Raw genomic sequence first — 21,226 nt, 5'->3', positions numbered from 1 at the left:
GTGTGGGGCGGGCCCGCTCGGCCCCCCCACGACTTTTTCTGCTGAGCGCTAACATCTCCCGCGTGGCCCAGCTCACAGGTGGCAGGATGGAATGTATGACTTATTCTGCAGCGGAGAACCGCTACGAAACCATGCCCTATCGCCGCGTCGGCCGAAGCGGCCTCAAGCTCCCGGCCATCTCCCTGGGCCTGTGGCACAACTTCGGGGACGACAAGCGGTTCGAGGAGCAGCGCGACATCCTCCGCCGCGCCTTCGACCTCGGGGTGAACCACTTCGACCTCGCCAACAACTACGGTCCCCCGGACGGATCGGCGGAAACGAACTTCGGACGGCACCTAAGGGACGACTTCAGGCCCTACCGTGACGAACTGGTCATCTCCACCAAAGCCGGCTACTACATGTGGCCGGGCCCCTACGGTGAGTGGGGCTCCCGCAAGTACCTGATTTCCAGCCTCGACCAATCGCTGCAGCGCATGGGCCTGGACTACGTGGACATCTTCTACAGCCACCGGCCCGATCCGGAAACGCCCATGGAGGAAACGATGGGCGCCCTCGACTACGCCGTCCGGTCCGGGAAGGCGCTGTACGCGGGCATCTCTTCCTACACGCCGGAGCAGACCCTGGAAGCCGCCCGCATCCTCAAGGAACTCGGTACGCCGCTGCTGATCCACCAGCCCAGCTACTCCATGCTCAACCGCTGGACGGAGGACGGCTCGCCCAACCTGTACGAGGTGCTGGACCAGGCGGGCGCCGGCTCCATCGCTTTCTCGCCGCTGGCGCAGGGGATGCTCACGGACCGCTACCTCCATGGCATTCCCGCCGACTCCAGGGCAGCCAAGGCCCGCTTCCTTTCGGAGGACTCCATCACGGAGGAGAAGCTGGACCGGGTCCGCGGGCTGCGGAAGATTGCCGAAGGCCGCGGGCAATCGCTGGCCCAGATGGCCATCGCCTGGATCCTGCGCGACCAGCCCAAGGGCTCGCCCGTCACGTCCGCCCTTATCGGTGCCTCGAGCGTCAGGCAGTTGGAGGACAGCCTGTCCGCCATCAACAACCTCGGCTTCTCCGCTGACGAACTGAATGCCATCGATGAATTCGCAGTCGAATCGGACATCAACCTCTGGAAGCAGAACGCCTGACGGGTCTGGTTACGTTACACGGCGGGACCGGCGGAACAACGGCCGGTCCTGCTGTGTTGGGTACTATGAAAAGGCGCCGCGCGGCGCCGTGCCAGCCGGCCGCCGTCGTCCTCTCTGGGAAGGCTTGTCCGGCCGGCAAACGTTTGTCCCCAAAGGAGTTCTGTGTCTTCACATCCGATCCGTGTTGCAATCGTTGGCGTGGGCAACTGCGCCGCCTCGCTGGTCCAGGGCGTCCAGTACTACAAGGACGCCGATCCCGGGGAGACCATTCCCGGCCTGATGCACGTTGAGTTTGGCCAGTACCACGTGGGTGACGTTGAGTTCGTCGCCGCGTTCGATGTGGACGGCAAGAAGGTCGGCGTAGACCTCTCCGACGCCATCCTGGCCAGTGAGAACAACACCATCAAGATCGCCGACGTTCCGCCCACCGGTGTCACGGTCCAGCGCGGCCACACCCTGGACGGCCTGGGCAAGTACTACCTCGAAACCATCGAGCAGTCCACCGAAGAGCCTGTGGACGTGGTCCAGGCCCTCAAGGACGCCAAGGTCGATGTCATGGTCTGCTACCTGCCGGTCGGTTCCCAGCAGGCTGCCGAGTTCTACGCCCAGGCTGCGATCGACGCCGGTGTTGCGTTCGTGAACGCCTTGCCGGTCTTCATTGCCGGAACCAAGGAATGGGCTGACAAGTTCACTGCCGCGGGTGTTCCCATTGTGGGCGATGACATCAAGAGCCAGATCGGCGCCACCATCACCCACCGTGTGATGGCCAAGCTGTTCGAGGACCGCGGCGTCACCCTGGACCGGACCTACCAGCTGAACGTCGGCGGCAACATGGACTTCAAGAACATGCTGGAGCGTGACCGGCTGGAGTCCAAGAAGATCTCCAAGACCCAGGCCGTGACCTCCAACGTGGAGGCCGAGCTGGCGGCGAAGGACGTGCACATTGGCCCGTCGGACTACGTACAGTGGCTTGATGACCGTAAGTGGGCCTTCGTGCGCCTGGAAGGCCGCAACTTCGGTGACGCCCCCGTGTCGCTGGAGTACAAGCTGGAGGTCTGGGACTCACCGAACTCCGCCGGTGTGATCATCGACGCCATCCGTGCGGCGAAGATCGGCCTGGACCGGGGCATCGGCGGCCCCCTGCTGTCGGCATCGAGCTACTTCATGAAGTCCCCGCCGGAGCAGTTCAACGACGACCTCGCCCGCGAGAAGGTCGAAGCCTTCATCCGCGGCGACGTGGAGCGCTAACCCCTCACCCCTGGTTGCTCTATCAGTTTTGGTCCCTAAACCTCCCGGTTAGGGACCAAACCTGATGGAGCAACTGGCGTTTAAGGCTCCCGCAGCGCTGCACGCACCAGACCGGACGCCCGCCGGAAGTCCTTTGCAAGATCATCAGCGTTGAATTTGAAGTACTGCCAGCCGGCGGAGTGGAAGCATGCATCCCGGCGGTTGTCGCGGGATTGCTGTTCGCGTGTCAGGTGATGGCCGCCGTCATACTGGATGCCGATCCTCCGCCGCCTGTAGCCCAGGTCCGCAGCAGGGGAGTGCGGATTGCCGGCGTCAACCCGAACCTGTAGCTCAGGTTCCGGCAATCCGGCGTCAACCAGAGCAAGACGCAGAAAGGTTTCGGGGTGCTGAATCAGCACCTACACGGATCAGTTCGACGGCGGCCCGAGCTTTCACAATGCCCTGCATCTTTGGATGCCGCTTCAGCATCTCCCGCAGCTCCTGAACCGTTGCCCAGGGCTTGGTCCGAAGCTCAAGTCCGTCGTACGGCTGTCGGACCAATTGGTCGCCCATTGCCACCACATGTTCCATGGGAAGCCGGCGACAAAGGTCCAGCCACGTCCGTGAGGCTGTCGAGATACGAATGCCCTGCCAATCCATGGTCTCGTCCTGATAGGCCAGCACGGTATGTCCCATGACGCCCATCCGTCGAACCTGCGGCAACGCCCGAGGTTTACTGAGATGGAGGTCCCGGGAGTCCTGGAGCCAAGGCGGGAGCCAGAGCCCCAACAACATAGCGGCCGTTACGTGCGATATCCACGCTCCGGGAGTCGCCGCGGAGAGGGCCCGTGCCATTGCGGAAAGCTCGAAGTCCCGCGCTGCCGGCAGATACAGGAGGCGTCCGGCCGAAGCCAGATCGGAAGAGCGTAATCGACCCCGGCTGAGGTTTGCCGCCCGCGCTTCAGCGACCGTGAAGGGAACGGCTTCGAGGTGGGCCGGCAGCGGCGAAACCAGACGCATGGGGAACATTGTTCACCGGAAGCCGGTTACCCCGCAGAACTTATCCACAGCTCGCGTTGCTCTATCAGATATGGTTCCCAACCCGGGGTTTTAGGGACCAGATCTGATAGAGCAACGCGTCGTTCAGGTGAGGCCGACGGGGTTGCCCTCGTCGTCCACGTCCATGCGCAGGGCGGCCGGAACAGCGGGGAGGCCGGGCATGGTCATCACCGCACCGGTCAGGGCCACGATGAAGCCGGCGCCGGTCTTGGGCAGCAGCTCCCGGACGTGGATGGTGAAGCCCTTGGGTGCGCCCAGGCGGGAGGCGTCGTCCGTGAAGGAGTACTGCGTCTTGGCCATGCAGACGGGCAGCGAGCTCCAGCCGTTCCGCTCGATGTCGGCAAGCCGCCGAAGGGCCGGCACGGAGAAGTCCACCCCGTCCGCCCCGTAGATCTCCTGCGCAATGGTCCGGATCTTGTCCTCCACGGACAGTTCCAGCGGGTACAGGTGCCGAAAGCTGCTGGGCGCCTCGACGGCCTGCGCAACCAGCGCTGCGAGCTCGTCGCCGCCGTCGCCGCCCCCGCCGCGGCCCCACACATCGGCGACGGCGGCGCGCACTCCCTCGGCGGCACACCACGCCAGCAGCCAATCCAGTTCCTCGGGCGTATCGGACGAGAACCTGTTGATGGCCACCACCGGTGTGACCCCGAACTTCTCCACGTTGTGCACGTGCCGGCGCAGGTTGGCCACGCCTGCCTCAAGCGCCGCCAGATCAGGACGGGCCAGCTGGTCCTTGGCAACCCCGCCCTGCATCTTCAGCGCCCGGACAGTGGCCACCACCACGACGGCGGACGGGGCCAGGCCGCCGTACCTGGCCTTGATGTCCATGAACTTTTCGGCGCCCAGGTCAGCCCCGAACCCGGCTTCCGTCACGACAATGTCGGCCAGGCGCCGGGCCGTCTGGGTGGCGATGAGCGAATTGCAGCCATGGGCTATGTTGGCGAACGGGCCGCCGTGCACCAGGGCAGGGGTTCCCGCGATGGTCTGCACGAGGTTGGGCTTGACTGCCTCCTTGAGGAGCAGCGTCAGCGCCCCCTCCACCCCGAGGTCCGCCACGGTCACGGGTTTCCGGTCATAGGTGTAGCCGAACGTGATCCGGCCCAGCCGCGCCCGCAGGTCCGCCAGGTCAGTGGCCAGGCAGAAGACGGCCATCACCTCGGACGCCACGGTGATGTCGAACCCGTCCTGGCGCGGCACGCCCTGCGTCGGCCCGCCGAGGCCAATCACCACCTCCCGCAGGGACCGGTCGTTCATGTCCAGCACACGCTTGAAGGTCATGCGCCGCGGATCGATGTTCAAGGCGTTGCCCTGGTAAATGTGGTTGTCCACCAGGGCCATCAGCGCGTTGTTGGCGGATGTGATCGCGTGGAAGTCGCCGGTGAAGTGCAGGTTGATCTCGTCCATCGGCAACACCTGGGACAGCCCGCCGCCCGTGGCACCACCCTTCATGCCCAGGACCGGCCCCAGCGACGGCTCCCGCAACGCGATCATGACTTTGTGCCCGGCGCGGGCCAGCGAATCCGCCAGCCCCACGGTGGTGGTGGACTTCCCCTCGCCGGCGGGGGTGGGGGACATGGCGGACACCAGCACCACTTTGCCGTGCGGTTCCGGCGCCGCCAGCCGGGCCGGATCAATCTTCGCCTTGTACCGCCCGTACTGTTCCAGGGCGTCGGCATTGACTCCGGCCGCCGCCGCGATGTCCCCAATGGGCCGGATGCGGGCGGCGCGGGCGATCTCAAGATCGGTAGGGAGGGCAGACATCGTTGTCCTTTCCAGCGCAGTCGCGGACACCGGCCGGCGGCCGGAGACCTGCCCCTAAGCTAACAGGAGCAAGCCCGGCGGCGAAGGACTTCAGGACGCGGGAACAACAGGGGCTAACCGCCGGCCCACAAAGTTGTCGACGGCGGCATGGTAACTTTCGAGCGTAATGGCGGCAGTGCGCTGCCAGCCGGAGTTCTGGGCACGGATCGCCGCGGCGCGGCCCAGGTCCTCGCGGGTGGCGGGATCGTCGTGGAGGGCCTCAAGCGCGTCGGCCCAGTCTGCGGCGTGGTGGCCGTCCACCAGGAGCCCGGTCCGGCCGTGGAAGATGGCGCGCGACAGTCCGCCCACCCGGGTTGCGACCACAGGGGTGCCGCAGGCCTGGGCCTCCAGGGCCACCAGCCCAAAGGATTCGCTGAAGGAAGGCATCACCACGACGTCGGCCGCGCGGAACCAGGATGCGAGCTCAGGTGCCTTCACCGGCGGAAGCTGGGTGACGACGTCGTCCATTCCCGCCTCCGCAACCAGGCACCGCAGGTTGAATTCCTTGTTGCCGCTGAGGGCGCCCAGGATGGTGACGCGCAGGTCGATGTCCGGCCGGCGCTTCCGCAGCAGCGCGGCGGCCTTGACCAGGACCTGCGGACCTTTCAGCCGCTGGATCCGGCCTGCGAACACCAGGTGGAAGGTGTCCGGGCTGATGCCGTGCCCGGCCCTGGACCGGGCCCGGAAGGCGGGGGTGAAGGTGGCCAGGTCCACCCCGGGCGGGGCGATGTCGATCCGGTCGTATGTGGCGCCGTAGTGGGAAACGAGTTCTGCCGCCTCCGAGCTGGTGTTGGCGATCAGACGGGCAGCGCCCTCCACGATCCGGTGCTCGCCCAGTTCCCGCCGCCGGGGCTCCGGTTTTTCGCCGGACTCCAGCAGCAGGTTCTTGACCTTGGCCATGGTGTGCATGGTGTGCACCAGCGGCACGCCCCAGAGCTCGGACAGTTCAAGACCGGCGATCCCTGACACCCAATAGTGCGAATGGATTACGTCATACCGGCCGTGCGGCTGGCGGCGGCGGATCTGCTCGATCTCGGCAACCATGGCGTGCAGCAGCCCGGGGAGTTCTTCCTTGGGGATCTTCCTGGCCGGGCCGGCCATGACGTTGTGCACGCACACGCCGGGATCGGGATGTTCGACGGCGGGCTGGTCGGCTGAGGTGGCGCGGGTGAAGATCTCCACTTCCACGCCCGCTTCAGCCAGCGCGGACGCGAGTTCGCGGATGTAGACATTCATTCCGCCGGCGTCCCCGGAGCCAGGCTGTTCCATGGGGGAGGTGTGGAGGGAGAGCAAAGCGACCCTGCGGATCAGTGCCACGGGACCTCCTTCCGGCTGCCGGCGCGTTTCAGGGGAGCCGGTTCAGTGCGCATTCGATAAAACACTACTCCTTCCCCTAACGCCCACGGCCCTCCCACATCTTCCCCAAATCCGGAAACGCCTGCTCATAGCCGGCCAGGAGCTTTGCTGCCAGTTCCGCGGAATCCACCAGCGGGTGCCGGCTAAAGGCCTCAAGGGCGGCAGTGCGGTTCCCTGTGGTGGCGGCATTAACAGTGAGTTGTTCCACATCCTTGACCCGCTGCAGCAGTTCCAGCTGTGGACCGTCCGGCGGCTGCTGGGGCAGCGGGACGGCGCCGTTGGCCGTGACTGTGCAGGGAACTTCGACGACGGCGTCCGCCGGCAGGCCCGGAATGGCTGGTTGGGCACTCCCGGGGACGGTGGTGGCCGGCGGGGGTGCGGACCCGGTCAGTTTGTCCGGCGGGGGCAGGGAATTGCGGGTGTTGAGGATCAGTTGCGTGTCCCCGCCGCCCGCGAGGGCGTGCATTGCCGCCAGGGCCACCCGTTCATAACCGCCCCCTGCCAGGTCCTCGTCGTCGCGGCTGCCGCCGTCACGGCGGGCCTCCGCCAGATACCCCTCTTCACGGGAACGCCGGGCCTCCTCCCACAGCCTGTACGCGTCCGGTCCGGCAGCGGCAAGCCGCGGGTACAGCTCCAGCTGCTGTCCGTGAATGGTCTCGCCGCGGGTCTGCGCCATGGCCCGCATCGCCTGCCGTGCTTCACCCGACCGGTAGTAGTAATACAAGTACTCGTTGGGCAGCAGGCCCAGATTGGCCAGGAAGGGCTGCGGGAAGAGCCTGCCTTCCTCGAAAGACTGCAGAGCTTCCGCGTCCGCTAAAAGCCCAGGCAACGCGTCACGGCCGCCGGACTCCAGCCGGTAAAGCCAGCCCAGGTGGTTCAGCCCGTAGTAGCCTACGCCGTCGAGGTTTCCCTCCGGCAGGGGGATGGCTGCAGCCCGGGCCGCCCGGTGAACCAGGCCGCCGGCCGAGTCGCAGATCCCGATGACCCGGTGCCCCAGGATGGGAAGCAGCGCCTCCGTGACCATGCCTACGGGGTTGGTGAAGTTGACCAGCCATGCGTCCGGGCACTGCTCCCGCATCCGCCGGGCCAGCCGAAGCATATGGGGGATGGTCCGGAGGGCGTAGGAGATCCCGCCGGCCCCTGTGGTTTCCTGGCCCAGCAGCCCCAGGTCCCGGGCCACTTTCTCGTCGGCCACCCGCCCGCCTGTCCCGCCCGGCCGGATGGCGGCGAACACCATGGCGGCCCCGGCCAAGGCTTTGGCGGGATCGGTGGTGGGGCGGACCCGAAGCGGCGCACCGTGGCTCCCGGGCATACTCTTCAGCACCGCGGTGACGGCATCCAGGCGGGCGGGATCGACGTCGTACAGCACCAGTTCGGTGACAAGCCCGGAAAAGCTCCCGGACACCAACGCCCGGTATATCAGCGGCACCCGGAAACCCCCGCCGCCGGCAATCAGAAGCCGCATGGATGCAGTCTAGGACCGCCCTCCGACAGCGTGTCCATACCCCCTACCGCAGGGCTGCGGCCCGGCGTATCCTGCGCACTATGGACGCGATGCCAGCCCGCCCCTTCGATCCGCTGGCGGCCGTCCGCTCACCGGCCGAGCCGGGATTCGACCTCCTGCTGGCCGGAACCGTGTTCCAGGACATCATCTTCACCGGCCTTCCCCACGGACCCGAACCGGGCACCGAGATCTGGAGCGACGGCATGGGCAGCTGTCCCGGCGGGGTGGCGAACCAGGCCATCGCCGCCGCGAGGCTGGGGCTGCGCACCGGGCTGGCGGCAGCGTTCGGGGACGACGGGTACGGGGACTTCAACTGGAAAATCCTCTCCAGCCAGGAACACGTGGACCTCAGCCTCTCCCGCCGCGTCCCGGGATGGCACTCACCGGTGACTGTGTCCCTGTGCGTGGACCAGGACCGCTCGCTGGTCACCCACGGGCACTCCGCTCCCGTGACCAACTCCGAGCTCATTGGAAAGCCGCCCAAAGCGCTCGCCGGCATCGCCGAGGTGGGCCTGGAGATGGAAACCTGGGCACGCGCCGCGCACACGGCCGGCGTCAAACTCTTCGGGGACGTTGGCTGGGACCCCAGCGGAGAGTGGGCACCGGTGCGGCTGGACAACCTGCAGTACTTTTACGCGTTCCTGCCCAACCAGCGCGAGGCCATGGCGTTCACCGGGAAGGACAATCCGTGGAGCGCCCTCTACGCGCTCGCCGACCGGGTGCCCGTGGCCGTGGTGACCCTCGGAGCGCAGGGCGCCATGGCGGTGGACTCGGAAACGGGCGAGGAGGAATGGGTGCCGTCCCTGCCGGTCAAGGCCCATGACCCCACGGGAGCGGGGGACTGCTTCGACGCCGCATTCATCGTGGGCACCCTCGCAGGCTGGCCGCTGGGGGACAGGCTCCGGTTCGCCAACCTGTGCGCGTCCCTGGCGGTGCAGGAGGTGGGAGGATCCCTGGCCGCCCCGGGCTGGGGTGACATTGCCGACTGGTGGAAACGCGCCAACGCGCGCCCGGAACGCCAGACCAGCCAGTGGCTGAGGCGCTTCGGGTTCCTCGCGGACATCATCGAAGACGTGCCGCTGGCCGCCCAGCGCAGGGCCGCGGCAACCATCGCGCACCTGTCGGACGCCTGAGCGGCACGGCGCTGATTATTCGGCGCGAAGTGCCCGCACTAGAATCAATTAGGTGACCTACCCCGCAACAACCGGTGAATTCAGTGCTGCCTCCGGGCCGGACCCCCGCCACGAGCGGTCCGCCGTGATCGACCTGGACGCCATCCGGCACAACGTCCGCCGGTTGGCCGCCGCCGCTTCCCCCGCGAAAGTCATGGCCGTCGTCAAGGCCGATGCCTACGGGCACGGCGCCGTTCCCGTAGCCCGCGCCGCCCTGCAGGCCGGTGCCTCCTGGCTGGGCGTCGCCCACATCTCCGAGGCCCTCGGGCTGCGGGCCGCCGGCATCGACGCGCCCCTTCTCGCCTGGCTGCACACCACGGACAGCAACTTCGGCGCCGCGGTGGCCGCCGGCGTCGACATCGGCTGCTCGGGGTGGGAGCTGGAACGCATTGTTGCCGCGGCCCGGGAGCAGGAACGCCCCGCCCGCATCCACCTCAAGGTGGACACCGGACTGGGCCGCAACGGAGCTACTCCGGAAACCTGGGACCGCCTGGTGGGGGAAGCCGTGGAGTACCAGGACCAGGGGCTGCTGCGCGTGGTGGGCATCTTCTCCCACCTGGCCGTGGCTGATGAACCAGAGCGGCCCGAGACGGACCAGCAGGTGGCGGCATTCCGCGAGGCACTGGCCATCGCGGAGGATGCAGGCGTTGACCTGGAAGTCCGGCACCTTGCCAACACCCCCGCCACCCTGTCCCGGCCGGACACGCACTTCGACCTGGTACGGGTAGGCCTGGGAATGTACGGGCTCTCGCCCTTTGAGGGGCAGACGTCCGCCGAGCTGGGACTCCGCCCTGCCATGACCCTGCGCACGCTGGTCTCGCAGTGCAAGGAGGTGCCCGCGGGACAGGGTGTCTCCTACGGCCTGAACTACCGCACCCGGGAGGCCAGCACCCTGGCGCTGATCCCCATGGGCTATGCCGACGGCGTTCCCCGCGTCGCCACGGGCGGTCCGGTCCGAGTTGCCGGTAAGACCTATCCGGTGGTGGGACGGATCGCCATGGACCAGCTGGTCATCGACCTCGGCCCGGAGGCCTCCGGATCGGCCCTGCACGGGGCGGAAGCGGAACTCTTCGGTGACGGGTCCGACGGCGGCCCCACCGCTGACGACTGGGCACGCGCCGCCGGGACCATCAACTACGAAATCGTCACCAGGATCAGCCCCCGCGTACCGCGCCGCTTCATCAACGAGAACGAACCGGCGCGCAGCGACACCGGCCTGGTGGGCGTCCCCGGCAAGGCGGGCACCGCGTGAGCGCGCCTGAAGGGGCAGCTGCCAACTGGGAAAAGACCTTCACGGCGACGACGGCGGACCAGACGCACGCTTTCGGCGCGCGTTTGGCGGAGGTACTGCAGGCCGGGGACCTGCTGGTGCTGTCCGGCGAGTTGGGTGCCGGGAAGACCACGTTCACCCAGGGCCTGGGCGAGGGCCTGGGCGTCCGGCCGGGCATCATTTCCCCTACCTTTGTCCTGGTCCGGATCCACCCCAACCTGCCGGACGGGCCGCGCCCCGGCGGCCCCGACCTGGTCCACGTTGACGCCTACCGGCTGGGCTCCGCGGCTGAAATCGACGACATCGACCTTGAGAACACCATGGACTCCTCCGTCACCGTGGTGGAGTGGGGGCATGAGCGGGTGGAGTACCTGAGTGAGAGCCGGTTGGAGATTGATCTGCACCGGGCCGTCGGGCTGGGGGCCGGCGGCCTGGCTGCTGCCGGGAGTTCCGGACCGGCCGTGAACCTGGACTTCGACGGCGAAGACACTGACGAACCCCGCACTATCGTGATGCGCGGATACGGTCCCCGGTGGTCAACCGCCCCCGAACTCGGGGGCTTCGAAGGAGGCGCGCGATGCTGATCCTTGCCATCGACACGTCGGCCGTCGCCAGCGCAGCCCTGGTATCCGATGACGCACCGGAAAGCGTGCTGGCCAGCTTTGCCACGGAGGACACCCGGAGCCACGCCGAGGTACTCGCCCCGGGAATCAGCGCCATGCTGTCCGGGGCCGGCGTCAGGGGCCAGGACGTCGACGCCGTGGTGGTGGGCGTGGGACCCGGCCCCTTCACGGGGCTGCGCTCGGGCATTGCCACCGCCCGCACCTTCTCGTTTGTCTGGGGCAAACCCCTGCACGGGGTGATGAGCCTGGATGCCGTCGCGCTGGAAGTCGCCGAGTCCACGGCCGCCGTTCCCGAGTTCCTGGTGGTGACCGATGCCCGCCGCAAGGAGGTCTACTGGGCCCGCTACAGTCTCTCGGATGACCAGCTTCCCCTGCTGGAAGACGGTCCGCACGTGGGATTCGCCTCCGACCTGCCGGACCTGCCGGCATTCGGGGCAGGTGCCGGACTGTACGGTGACGTGCTCAAGGCCCATCCTGATTTTGCCGGGGAGCAGCCCGACGCCCTGTACCTGGGCCAGTTTGCGCTGGCCCGGTTGGCGTCAGGCGCCGAACTGCTGGACTCCACCCCCCTGTACCTGCGCGAGTCCGACGCCCAGGTACCCGGACCACGGAAGCGGGCACTGTGAACACCGTCCCGCACCTCCGCCTGGCGGGAATTACCATCCGGGACATGACCCTGGACGACATCCCCGCCGTCGGGGTGTTGGAACACAAGCTCTTCCCCATCGATGCGTGGCCCGTGCAGATGTTCCTGGACGAGCTGTCCCAGCCGGAGACGCGCCGCTACCTGGTGGCGGAAACGGACGAAGGCATCGTGGGCTACGCCGGCCTGATGTGCATCGAGCCGATCGCTGACGTCCAGACGATCGCCGTCGTCCCCGACTATGAGGGCCGCGGCATCGGGAGCGCCCTGCTCACGCAACTCATCGAGGAGGCCCGGCACCGCGGCGCCGCCGACGTCCTGCTGGAGGTCCGTGCTGACAACCCGCGTGCGCAGGACCTCTATGTGCGGTTCGGCTTTGAACAGATCCATGTCCGGCCCCGCTACTACCGCGACGGCGTGGATGCCCTCATCATGCGGCTCCAGCTGGCCGCACCACACCCTGAAGGACACGAAGCAACGGAAGCAGGCCAGGCATGAACCGCACCCAGCCCCTGGTACTGGGCATCGAATCATCCTGCGACGAAACCGGCGTGGGCATCGTCCGCGGGACGTCCCTCCTGACCAACACCGTCTCCTCCTCGATGGACGAGCACGTCCGCTTCGGCGGCGTGATTCCCGAGATCGCGTCCCGCGCCCACCTGGACGCCTTCGTCCCCACCCTCGACCAGGCACTTGCTGACGCCGGGGTCAGCCTGGACGACGTGGACGCCATCGCCGTCACCTCCGGGCCCGGGCTGGCCGGCGCGCTCATGGTGGGCGTCTGCGCTGCCAAGGCGCTCGCCGTTGCCACCGGAAAACCGCTGTACGCGATCAACCATCTGGTGGCGCACGTGGGCGTGGGACTGCTGGACGACCGCGCCAGCGGCCGGAAGCAGGAACTGCCGGAAAACCTGGGCGCCCTGCTGGTGTCCGGGGGCCACACCGAGATCCTGCGGATCAGGAGCATCACCGGCGACGTTGAACTCCTGGGCTCCACTATCGACGACGCCGCCGGCGAAGCCTACGACAAGGTGGCCCGGATCCTGGGCCTGGGTTACCCGGGTGGCCCCGCCATCGACAAAATGGCCCGCAACGGCAACCCCAAGGCGATCCGCTTCCCCCGCGGCCTGACCCAGCCCAAATACATGGGCACGGCCGACGAACCCGGACCGCACCGGTACGACTGGTCCTTCAGCGGCCTCAAGACCGCCGTGGCCCGGTGCGTGGAGCAGTTCGAGGCCCGCGGCGAAGAGCTCCCGGTGGCCGACATCGCGGCGGCGTTCCAGGAAGCCGTGGTGGACGTGATTTCATCCAAGGCGGTCCTGGCCTGCCGCGAGCAGGGCATCAAGGACGTCCTGCTGGGCGGGGGAGTGGCGGCCAACTCACGGCTGCGCGAACTGACCGGCCAGCGCTGCGCGTCCGCCGGCATCCGGCTGCACGTCCCGCCCCTGGACCTTTGCACGGACAACGGCGCCATGGTGGCCGCCCTCGGCGCGCAGCTGGTGATGGCAGGCGTGGAGCCGAGCGGCATCGGGTTCGCCCCGGATTCGTCAATGCCGGTCACCTCGGTGTCCCTCCCGGCCTGACACCCGTCCAAACCGTACGTTGCTCCATCAGATATGGCTCCTAAACCAGCGGTTTAGGAGCCATATCTGATGGAGCAACTGAGGCGGCGGACCAGTCAGGCGGTGGGGCCGTTGCGCATCTGCTTGACGAGGTCCAGCACCACGGCCTGCAGGTTGCCGCCGTTCTCCGCTGCCACCCGGCGCTGCCGCTGGTAGCCGGCGCCGCGGCTGATGATCTTTTCGACGTCGGCAAGCTCATCAGCGCAGCGCAGCTTGGCCGCGACAGGCTCCAGCCGGTTCAGCGTCTCCAGGAGGTGGTCGGTCACCAGCTGCTCGCGCCCCGCGGCGTCCAGGATGATAATGGCGTCCATGCCATAGCGGGCTGCGCGCCACTTGTTCTCCTGCACATGCCACGGCGGCATGGTGGGGATGGTGCCGCCGTTGTCCAGAATGGTGGAGAACTCGTCCACCAGGCACTGGGTGAGGGCCGCGATGGCGCCCACTTCCTCCAGGGTGGCCAGGCCGTCGCAGATGCGCATTTCGATGGTGCCGAGGGCGGGAACGGGCCGGATGTCCCATCGGATCTCCGAGATGGTATCGATGACCCCCGTGGTGAACATGTCCTGGACGTAGGACTCGTACTCCTCCCAGGACTTGAACTGGAAGGGCAGGCCGGCGGTGGGAAGCTGCTGGAACATCAGGGCCCGCTGGGAGGCGTAGCCCGTGTCCTCACCGCCCCAGAACGGGCTGGACGCGGAGAGCGCCTGGAAGTGCGGGAAGTAGTTGACCAGGCCGTCCAGCACGGGGAGCGCCTTGTCCCGGCGGTCCAGGCCCACATGCACGTGCACCCCATAGATGACCATCTGCCGGCCCCACCACTGGGTCCGGTCAATAAGCTTCGCGTACCGCGCCTTGTCCGTCACGGGCTGCAGCTGCGGCGGGCTGAACGGATGGCTGCCGGCGCAGAAAAGCTCCACGCCCATGGGATCGGTGATTTCGCGGACAGCGGCCACGGACCGGTTCAGGTCCTCCTTGGCTTCTGCGGCGGTCTCGCAAATGCCGGTGACCAGTTCCACGGTGTTCAGGAGCAGTTCCTGCTTGATGTGCGGATGTTCGTCGTCTTCGTTGAGTTCCGGGTGGCGCGCAGCCACGCCGCGGAGCACCTGGTTGGCAACGGAAGCGAGTTCGCCCGTCTTCCCGTCCACCAGTGCAAGCTCCCACTCAACACCGAGGGTTGACTGCCTCGATGGGGCGAAGTCGATCTTCACACGCTTCCTTACTGTCCGGTTGCCGCTGGCTGATGCCGCTCACAGGCCGCAGCCGGCAGGCGAACGGGTGGTTCAAGTCTAGTGCAGGGGTAGCATCGTAGTGATGGCACCGTTCCCCATGCGTCACAAGCCCGCCACGTCCCTCCCCCTTCTCCTGGCCTTGTCCGCCCTGGCGCTGGCCTCCTGTTCCGCCTCCCCAAGCCCGGCCCCGCCGGCGTCTTCTGCTGCCCCGACGGAGGCGGCTCTTTCAGCATCGGCAAGTACGACGACGGCGCCCCCTTCCGCTTCTCCCGCACCGGACCCGGGTTCCCGGCCTTTGGGATGGGGCCCGGAGCAGCGGGACCAGGATGCCGCCGCGGCGGCCGTGGCGAAGATGTCGCCGGAGCAGAAAGCAGGGCAGGTCCTGCTTCCGTTCTTCAAGGGCAACCAGGTGGAGGCCCATGCCGCGCTCATCCAGCGCCTGCACCTGGCGGGGTCCATCATCATGGGCGACAACGTGCCGCGCGACCCGCAGGGTGGGGTGGACCTTGGCGCCATGGGCGCCGTGAACCAGCGGCTGCTGCAGGCTGTTGCCGCTGATGGGCGGCCCTGGCCAGGCATCATCGCCGTGGACCAGGAAGGAGGTGCGGTGGCACGCGTGGGGGCGCCCCTCACGGAGTGGCCGATGCCCATGAGCTACGGCGCCGCCGGTAATCCGGTCCTGACGCGCCAGGCGGGTAAAGGCCTGGCCGGGGAACTGGTGCCGCTGGGTTTCGACCTCGACTTCGCCCCCGACACCGATGTCACGATTGGCCCCAGCGACCCCACCATCGGGGCGCGTTCCATGTCTGGGGATCCTGCCACCGCGGCCGCCCACGGAGTGGCCTTTTCCCAAGGCATGCTGGACGCCGGCGTGCTCCCCACCGTCAAGCACTTTCCGGGACACGGCTCTGTCACCACGGATTCCCACCTCAGCCTTCCCGTCCAGCCAGCCAGCCTCGACGAGCTCCGGGGCCGCGACTGGAAGCCCTTCCAGGCCGCTATCGCAGCCGGCCTCCCGATCGTTATGACGGGGCACATCGCCGTGCCCGCGCTGGAGCCCGGCGTGCCGTCGTCGCTTTCTGCCGCAAGCTACGCTGCGCTGAGGCAACTGGGCTTCAAGGGGGTTGCCGTGACTGACGCCCTCAACATGGGGGCGGTGGACAACCAGTACCCTGCGGGCGCGGCCGCGGTGAAGGCCCTCGCCGCGGGCGCGGACCTGCTGCTGATGCCAGCCGATGTGTCACAGGCACACGCCGCCATCCTCCAGGCCCTGGCCGCCGGCACCCTGCCGGTGGCGCGCCTGGACGAGGCCGCGCAGCGGGTGGCCACCATGATGATCTGGCGTGCACGCACCGCGCCCGCTCCCGGTGCCGCGGGTGCGGGCGCTCCGGCCGGAAGTGCTGCGGCCCTGTCGGCCCAGGTCTCGGCGTCGGCCGTCACGGTTGTTTCCGGTCCCTGCAGCGGCGCGCTGGTGCCCGGTTCGGTGCGGGTGGCCGGCGGGGGACCGGGGGACCGGGAGCGCTTCGAAGCCGCCGCGGCCCGGGCCGGGCTCACGGTGGGATCAGGACCCCTGGTGAGCCTGATCGGATTCGGCGGAAAACCAGCCGGCGGCGACATCGCGGTGGCCTTGGATGCCCCCTGGCCGCTCCAGGGCTCCACGGCGCCGGTGAAGCTGGCGCTGTACGGCCGTACGGACGAGGCCTTCGACGCGCTGGCCGCCGTGCTTGCCGGCAAGGCGCCGGCCCCGGGGAAGCTGCCCGCCGCCGTCGGGCCCTTCCCGGCCGGAACCGGCTGCCCCTGACACCCGGAACGCGCACGGCGGGCAGAGCGCGTTTAATGGTCTGGTGCCCATTCTGAATAAAGACATGACCCTCTGCATCTCGCTCTCCGCCCGGCCCAGCAACAACGGAACCCGGTTCCACAACCACCTGTACGAACAGCTGGACCTGAACTGGATCTACAAAGCGTTTGCGCCCACCAACCTTGAACAGGCCATCGCCGGCGTGCGCGGGCTGGGCATCCGCGGCTGCGCCATCTCCATGCCGTACAAGGAGGACGTCATCGCCCTGGTTGACGAGATGGATCCCTCTGCCAAGGCCATCGATTCGGTGAACACCATCGTGAACACCGACGGGCACCTCAAGGCGTACAACACCGACTACACCGCCATTGAGCAGCTCCTGGCTTCCAACAAGGTTCCGACGGCCTATTCCGTGCTGGTCCAGGGCGCCGGCGGCATGGCCAAGGCCACTGTGGCGGCCCTACGGGACGGCGGCTTCACCGACGTCACCGTCATCGCCAGGAACGAGGCCGCCGGGCGCGCCCTCGCGGACCAGTACGGCTTCCAGTGGCGTCCAGTGCTCGACGGCGGGACGGCTGACCTGATCATCAACGTCACCCCGATCGGCATGGCGGGAGGCGCGGAAGCTGAAACCCTGTCCTTCCCTGCCGAAGCCATTGATGCGGCGCAGGTCGTCTTCGACGTGGTGGCGCTGCCGGCCGAGACCCCGCTGATCAAGGCGGCCCGCGCTGCCGGCAAACCTGTCATCACGGGAGCTGAAGTGGCCACCATCCAGGCGCTGGAGCAGTTCGTCCTCTACACCGGCGTGCGTCCCGCGGCGGAGCAGGTGCGGGCGGCCGAGGAGTTCATGCGCGCCCAGTAGCTGCAGCTAAACGGGTTCCACCACGATGGCCACCCGGTCCTCGCCGATGCGGGTCAGGACCAGGGTGGCCGTTTTGCCGGAACCCTTTTTGGCATTCTTTCCGCCGGGGAGCAGCTGCTTCCGCAGCTCCTCCGGCGTCACCGCGGTGCCGCGTTTCTTGATGTCCAGCACGGTGATGCCTTCCTGCTTCACCCAGGCTTTGAGCGCTTTGACGTTGTAAGGCATAACCCGCAGGACCTTGTAGGGCCTGGCAAAGGGAGTGTCCAGGAGTTCCGGAGCGCAGATGTAGGCGATGTGCTCGTCCACCAGGTGGCCGCCGAGCTGCAGGGCAACGTCCGCTACCAATCCGGCGCGGATGACGGCGCCGTCCGGTTCGTACAGGTAGCCTTCCACGGGTCCCAGCGGCGCCGATGGACCGGCACCGAAATCCTCCGTGCTGGTCAGCTCCGCCGGCCCCTGCGCACCCAGGAGCAGGGCCGCCCGGCGGATGCCCGGCCGGCGCACCGCATTGAACCAGAGGGTCACTTCGGTGACATCTCCACCCACGGACACCCATTGCGCCTCGCAGTCCGCGGGGACGGACTCATGCGGCATGCCCGGGCCCATCTTGACGCCCACAGCCTTGCCCTGGGCCGCCAGCGACTCCACGAAGGACAGCGGCGGGGAGAAAGCCTCAGGGTCCCAGATCCTTTTGGTGCCTGATGTGGAGGTGACCCGCCGCGCAGGATCCAGCCAGACCCCGTCGATCCCCTCCAGCGGCACCGACGCCGCATCCGAGTGGACCACCGTGGCATTGGGGAACGGGATGAGGTTCACCGTGGCGCAGGCCGCGGTGGTTTCATCCATTTCGACGGCGGTCACATTGAGGTCCAGGGAAGCAAGGGCCAGCGAGTCGGCTCCGAGGCCGCAACCCAGATCCGCCACCTGGCCGATCCCCGCGGCAGCGAAGCGCTGCGCGTGGTGGGCGGCGACGTTCAGGCGCGTGGCCTGCTCCAGCCCGGCCTGTGTAAAGAGCATTTGGCGGGCGAATTCCCCGAATTTGGCTTCGGCTCTTGTGCGCAGCCTTGACTGTGTGAGGACTGCGGAGACCAGTTCGGCAGGATGGCCGGCCTTGCGGAGGGCGGAATTGAGTTCGAAGGAGTCCTCGTCCCGGTAGGGGCCCAGGGATGCGAGCAAATCCCAGCCTTCGGGGGTCAACAGCGGTGCGATCTGGTCCTGTGCAGTCTGGTCCTGGGGAGCGTGAGCCATGGGTTCCAGCCTAATGGAGGAGGACATGCAGGGATGCGGATACTGTTGAAACATGGATGAGAGCGCAGCACCCACAGAGAACGGCGGCCAGGAACCAGGGAAGCGCGGTGCGGCAAGGTTTGCCCGTCCTGTACTGATCGCGGCCGCCGTAATTGCCGTGGTGTGCATTGCCCTGCTGGTGATCATCTTCCTGCTTGATTCGTTCAATGCCACGGTCTACTCCGTGGGCGGCAATGACATCCATGACAACACCCAGGAGTCGCGGGACATCCGCGGGCTGTACGACGGCGCGCGTGCCGGGAGCATCGTCTTCCTCGTCATTTCGCTGCTCGCCGCAGCAGTGTCCGGCTATGTCCTGTACCGGGGACGGCAGCAGGGCGGCAGTGACAACGACGGCGGCGAGGACGTGGACTTCGAGGACCTGGGCCGCTAGCCGGACCGGGTCTTCCCGCCCGGCCAGCCGGCGTCGTCCATGCCCGAGCGGTGTACGCCCACGACGAAACGTTGGCACTCACCTTGACCGAGTGCTAACCCTTACATAGAGTCTTCATTAGCACTCTCCCTAGGAGGGTGCTAACACATGAAGAGCTGCCAGCCAGGCTGCTGCCGGCACCGCGACGACGGTTTGCCAGCTACGGCGGAAAGCTTTCCAGTCCACGAATTTGCTGACGAAAAGGAGAGGTCCGAGTGTCGGTCTCTATTAAGCCTCTTGAGGATCGTATTGTTGTCCGCCCGCTCGAAGCCGAGCAGACCACGGCTTCAGGCCTGGTCATCCCGGACTCCGCACAGGAGAAGCCGCAGGAAGGCGAAGTTGTCGCAGTAGGCCCCGGCCGCTTCGAAGATGGCAACCGCGTTCCCGTTGACGTAGCAGTTGGCGACGTCGTCATCTACTCCAAGTACGGCGGAACCGAAGTCAAGACCGGCGGCACCGAGTACCTCGTGCTGTCCGCCCGCGACGTCCTGGCAATCGTCGTTAAGTAACTCTTCCGGATCCCCGTGCCGCCGGCCATGCTCACGCTGGCCGGCAGTGCGGGGTTCTGTCTTTGAAAGGACAAAACCATGGCAAAGCAGCTTGCGTTTGATGACGCTGCCCGCCGGGCCCTTGAGGCCGGCATCGATAAGCTCGCGAACACCGTCAAGGTGACGCTCGGCCCCCGCGGCCGCAACGTCGTCCTGGACAAGAAGTGGGGCGCCCCCACCATCACGAACGACGGCGTCACCATTGCCCGCGAAGTGGAACTGGACGACCCCTACGAGAACCTTGGCGCACAGCTGGCCAAGGAAGTAGCCACCAAGACCAACGATGTTGCCGGCGACGGCACCACCACCGCCACGGTCCTGGCCCAGGCACTGGTCAAGGAAGGCCTGCGCAACGTGGCAGCGGGCGCCGCCCCGGGCCAGATCAAGCGCGGCATCGAGGTTGCGGTCGAGGCCGTGGCTGCCCGCCTGCTCGAAAACGCCCGCCCGGTTGAAGGCACCCAGGTGGCTAACGTCGCCGCCATCTCCGCCCAGAGCGACGAAATCGGCGAGCTCCTCGCCGAAGCTTTCGGCAAGGTTGGCAAGGATGGTGTCATCACCATCGAAGAGTCCTCCACCACCCAGACCGAACTGGTCCTCACCGAGGGCATGCAGTTCGACAAGGGCTACCTCTCCCCGTACTTCGTAACTGACGCGGAGCGCCAGGAAGCAGTCCTCGAGGACGCGCTCATCCTGATCAACCAGGGCAAGATCTCCTCCATCCAGGAATTCCTCCCCCTGCTTGAAAAGGCGCTGCAGGCTTCCAAGCCGCTGTTCATCATCGCCGAGGACGTTGACGGCGAGGCCCTGTCCACGCTGATCGTCAACCGTATCCGCGGCACCCTTAACGTTGTCGCCGTCAAGGCTCCCGGCTTCGGCGACCGCCGCAAGGCCATGCTGCAGGACATCGCCACCCTCACCGGTGCACAGGTTGTCTCCCCGGAACTGGGCCTCAGCCTGGACTCCGTGGGCCTGGAGGTGCTGGGTACCGCCCGCCGCATCACTGTCACCAAGGACAACACCACCATCGTGGACGGCGCCGGTTCGGCCGAGGACGTGGCTGCACGCGTTGCCCAGCTCCGTGCCGAGCTGACCCGCACCGACTCCGACTGGGACCGCGAAAAGCTCCAGGAACGCCTGGCCAAGCTGGCCGGCGGCATCGGCGTCATCAAGGTCGGCGCTGCCACCGAGGTTGAGCTGAAGGAAAAGAAGCACCGCATCGAGGACGCCGTGTCCTCCACCCGCGCTGCCCTCGAAGAAGGCATCGTGGCCGGCGGCGGCTCCGCCCTGATCCACGCCCTCAAGGCACTGGATGAGGACGCCTCCGTCAAGGCCCTCGAAGGCGACGCCGCTGCTGCCGTGGGCATCGTCCGCCGCGCCCTGGTCCAGCCGCTGCGCTGGATCGCCCAGAACGCCGGGTTCGACGGCTACGTGGTCACCTCCAAGGTGGCCGACCTCGAAACCAACAACGGTTTCAACGCCAAGTCCGGCGAGTACGAGGACCTGATCGGCGCGGGCGTCATCGACCCCGTCAAGGTCACCCGTGCGGCCCTCCGCAACGCGGCCTCCATCGCCGCCCTGGTTCTCACCACCGAGACCCTGGTAGTGGAGAAGCCGGCCGAAGAGGACGAGCACGCGGGCCACAGCCACTAAC

Annotated in this window: 20 protein-coding genes; 13 read left to right on the top strand and 7 right to left on the bottom strand. The window is 67.3% G+C overall.

Annotated features, from left to right (window positions below):
* The first annotated feature begins 95 nt into the window (after window positions 1-95).
* The gene (gene mgrA, locus VXJ37_RS11700; RefSeq protein ID WP_331323197.1) at window positions 96-1,136 is read left to right on the top strand and encodes an L-glyceraldehyde 3-phosphate reductase; all 1,041 of its coding nucleotides are present in this window, start codon (window positions 96-98) and stop codon (window positions 1,134-1,136) included.
* A 162-nt stretch (window positions 1,137-1,298) separates the two neighbouring features.
* Window positions 1,299-2,384, top strand: a complete 1,086-nt coding sequence (locus tag VXJ37_RS11695) for an inositol-3-phosphate synthase (RefSeq protein ID WP_331323196.1) — start codon at window positions 1,299-1,301, stop codon at window positions 2,382-2,384.
* A gap of 80 nt (window positions 2,385-2,464) precedes the next feature.
* Here the strand turns inward: VXJ37_RS11695 and VXJ37_RS11690 are convergent, their stop codons facing one another.
* The 5 genes from VXJ37_RS11690 to VXJ37_RS11670 all read right to left on the bottom strand — a co-directional run bounded on the left by VXJ37_RS11690 (window position 2,465) and on the right by VXJ37_RS11670 (window position 8,043).
* Complete coding sequence (locus VXJ37_RS11690; protein WP_331323195.1) at window positions 2,465-2,782, bottom strand: DUF559 domain-containing protein; 318 nt, start codon at window positions 2,780-2,782, stop codon at window positions 2,465-2,467.
* On the bottom strand, window positions 2,736-3,068 hold the full coding sequence (locus VXJ37_RS11685) for a hypothetical protein (protein WP_331323215.1): 333 nt from the start codon (window positions 3,066-3,068) through the stop codon (window positions 2,736-2,738). Before VXJ37_RS11685 ends, VXJ37_RS11690 begins: the two co-directional genes overlap by 47 nt.
* A gap of 438 nt (window positions 3,069-3,506) precedes the next feature.
* Window positions 3,507-5,183 (bottom strand): formate--tetrahydrofolate ligase, encoded by a 1,677-nt coding sequence (locus VXJ37_RS11680; protein ID WP_331323194.1) that lies wholly within the window; start codon window positions 5,181-5,183, stop codon window positions 3,507-3,509.
* 90 nt (window positions 5,184-5,273) lie between these two features.
* Window positions 5,274-6,539 carry a D-inositol-3-phosphate glycosyltransferase gene (gene mshA / locus VXJ37_RS11675; protein WP_331323193.1) on the bottom strand — a complete coding sequence of 422 codons (1,266 nt, stop codon included), beginning with the start codon at window positions 6,537-6,539 and terminating at the stop codon, window positions 5,274-5,276.
* Window positions 6,540-6,615: 76 nt separating this feature from the next.
* The gene (locus VXJ37_RS11670; protein ID WP_331323192.1) at window positions 6,616-8,043 is read right to left on the bottom strand and encodes a family 4 glycosyl hydrolase; all 1,428 of its coding nucleotides are present in this window, start codon (window positions 8,041-8,043) and stop codon (window positions 6,616-6,618) included.
* Between the two features lie 80 nt (window positions 8,044-8,123).
* Between VXJ37_RS11670 and VXJ37_RS11665 the strand changes: the two genes are divergently transcribed.
* Genes VXJ37_RS11665 through tsaD form a run of 6 tightly spaced genes read left to right on the top strand, consistent with a single transcriptional unit; the run spans window position 8,124 to window position 13,376 of the window.
* Window positions 8,124-9,215, top strand: coding sequence for a carbohydrate kinase family protein (locus VXJ37_RS11665; RefSeq protein WP_331323191.1), 1,092 nt, complete (start codon window positions 8,124-8,126; stop codon window positions 9,213-9,215).
* Window positions 9,216-9,267: 52 nt separating this feature from the next.
* Window positions 9,268-10,506, top strand: a complete 1,239-nt coding sequence (alr, locus tag VXJ37_RS11660) for an alanine racemase (RefSeq protein WP_331323190.1) — start codon at window positions 9,268-9,270, stop codon at window positions 10,504-10,506.
* On the top strand, window positions 10,503-11,108 hold the full coding sequence (gene tsaE / locus VXJ37_RS11655) for a tRNA (adenosine(37)-N6)-threonylcarbamoyltransferase complex ATPase subunit type 1 TsaE (protein ID WP_331323189.1): 606 nt from the start codon (window positions 10,503-10,505) through the stop codon (window positions 11,106-11,108). The genes alr and tsaE overlap by 4 nt, the downstream gene beginning before the upstream one ends.
* Window positions 11,102-11,773: a tRNA (adenosine(37)-N6)-threonylcarbamoyltransferase complex dimerization subunit type 1 TsaB gene (gene tsaB, locus VXJ37_RS11650; RefSeq protein WP_331323188.1), complete on the top strand. Its 672-nt coding sequence runs from the start codon at window positions 11,102-11,104 to the stop codon at window positions 11,771-11,773. Before tsaE ends, tsaB begins: the two co-directional genes overlap by 7 nt.
* A gap of 44 nt (window positions 11,774-11,817) precedes the next feature.
* Window positions 11,818-12,288, top strand: a complete 471-nt coding sequence (rimI, locus tag VXJ37_RS11645; RefSeq protein ID WP_440589799.1) for a ribosomal protein S18-alanine N-acetyltransferase — start codon at window positions 11,818-11,820, stop codon at window positions 12,286-12,288.
* Window positions 12,285-13,376: a tRNA (adenosine(37)-N6)-threonylcarbamoyltransferase complex transferase subunit TsaD gene (gene tsaD, locus VXJ37_RS11640; protein ID WP_331323186.1), complete on the top strand. Its 1,092-nt coding sequence runs from the start codon at window positions 12,285-12,287 to the stop codon at window positions 13,374-13,376. Before rimI ends, tsaD begins: the two co-directional genes overlap by 4 nt.
* 95 nt (window positions 13,377-13,471) lie before the next feature.
* On the opposite strand, the gene VXJ37_RS11635 is transcribed toward tsaD, so the two are convergent.
* A complete protein-coding gene (locus tag VXJ37_RS11635; protein ID WP_331323185.1) occupies window positions 13,472-14,623 on the bottom strand; it encodes a glutamate--cysteine ligase in 1,152 nt (383 codons plus the stop codon).
* 373 nt (window positions 14,624-14,996) lie between these two features.
* Between VXJ37_RS11635 and VXJ37_RS11630 the strand changes: the two genes are divergently transcribed.
* Window positions 14,997-16,445, top strand: coding sequence for a glycoside hydrolase family 3 N-terminal domain-containing protein (locus VXJ37_RS11630; RefSeq protein ID WP_331323214.1), 1,449 nt, complete (start codon window positions 14,997-14,999; stop codon window positions 16,443-16,445).
* A 43-nt stretch (window positions 16,446-16,488) separates the two neighbouring features.
* Window positions 16,489-17,307 carry a shikimate 5-dehydrogenase gene (locus VXJ37_RS11625; protein ID WP_331323184.1) on the top strand — a complete coding sequence of 273 codons (819 nt, stop codon included), beginning with the start codon at window positions 16,489-16,491 and terminating at the stop codon, window positions 17,305-17,307.
* Window positions 17,308-17,313: 6 nt separating this feature from the next.
* On the opposite strand, the gene VXJ37_RS11620 is transcribed toward VXJ37_RS11625, so the two are convergent.
* Window positions 17,314-18,555 (bottom strand): class I SAM-dependent methyltransferase, encoded by a 1,242-nt coding sequence (locus VXJ37_RS11620; protein ID WP_331323183.1) that lies wholly within the window; start codon window positions 18,553-18,555, stop codon window positions 17,314-17,316.
* A 52-nt stretch (window positions 18,556-18,607) separates the two neighbouring features.
* Here VXJ37_RS11620 and VXJ37_RS11615 point away from each other — a divergent pair, with 52 nt between their 5' ends.
* From VXJ37_RS11615 to groL, 3 genes are all read left to right on the top strand, one after another.
* On the top strand, window positions 18,608-18,988 hold the full coding sequence (locus VXJ37_RS11615; RefSeq protein ID WP_331323182.1) for a hypothetical protein: 381 nt from the start codon (window positions 18,608-18,610) through the stop codon (window positions 18,986-18,988).
* A 254-nt stretch (window positions 18,989-19,242) separates the two neighbouring features.
* Window positions 19,243-19,536, top strand: a complete 294-nt coding sequence (gene groES, locus VXJ37_RS11610; RefSeq protein WP_003805290.1) for a co-chaperone GroES — start codon at window positions 19,243-19,245, stop codon at window positions 19,534-19,536.
* 78 nt (window positions 19,537-19,614) lie between these two features.
* Window positions 19,615-21,225, top strand: coding sequence for a chaperonin GroEL (gene groL, locus VXJ37_RS11605; protein ID WP_331323181.1), 1,611 nt, complete (start codon window positions 19,615-19,617; stop codon window positions 21,223-21,225).
* The last annotated feature ends 1 nt before the right edge of the window (window position 21,226 follow it).

The sequence above is a fragment of the Pseudarthrobacter phenanthrenivorans genome (genome assembly GCF_036455295.1).
In the GTDB taxonomy this organism is placed as follows: Bacteria; Actinomycetota; Actinomycetes; order Actinomycetales; family Micrococcaceae; genus Arthrobacter; species Arthrobacter phenanthrenivorans_C.
This window is presented reverse-complemented; position numbering and strand designations above follow the sequence as displayed.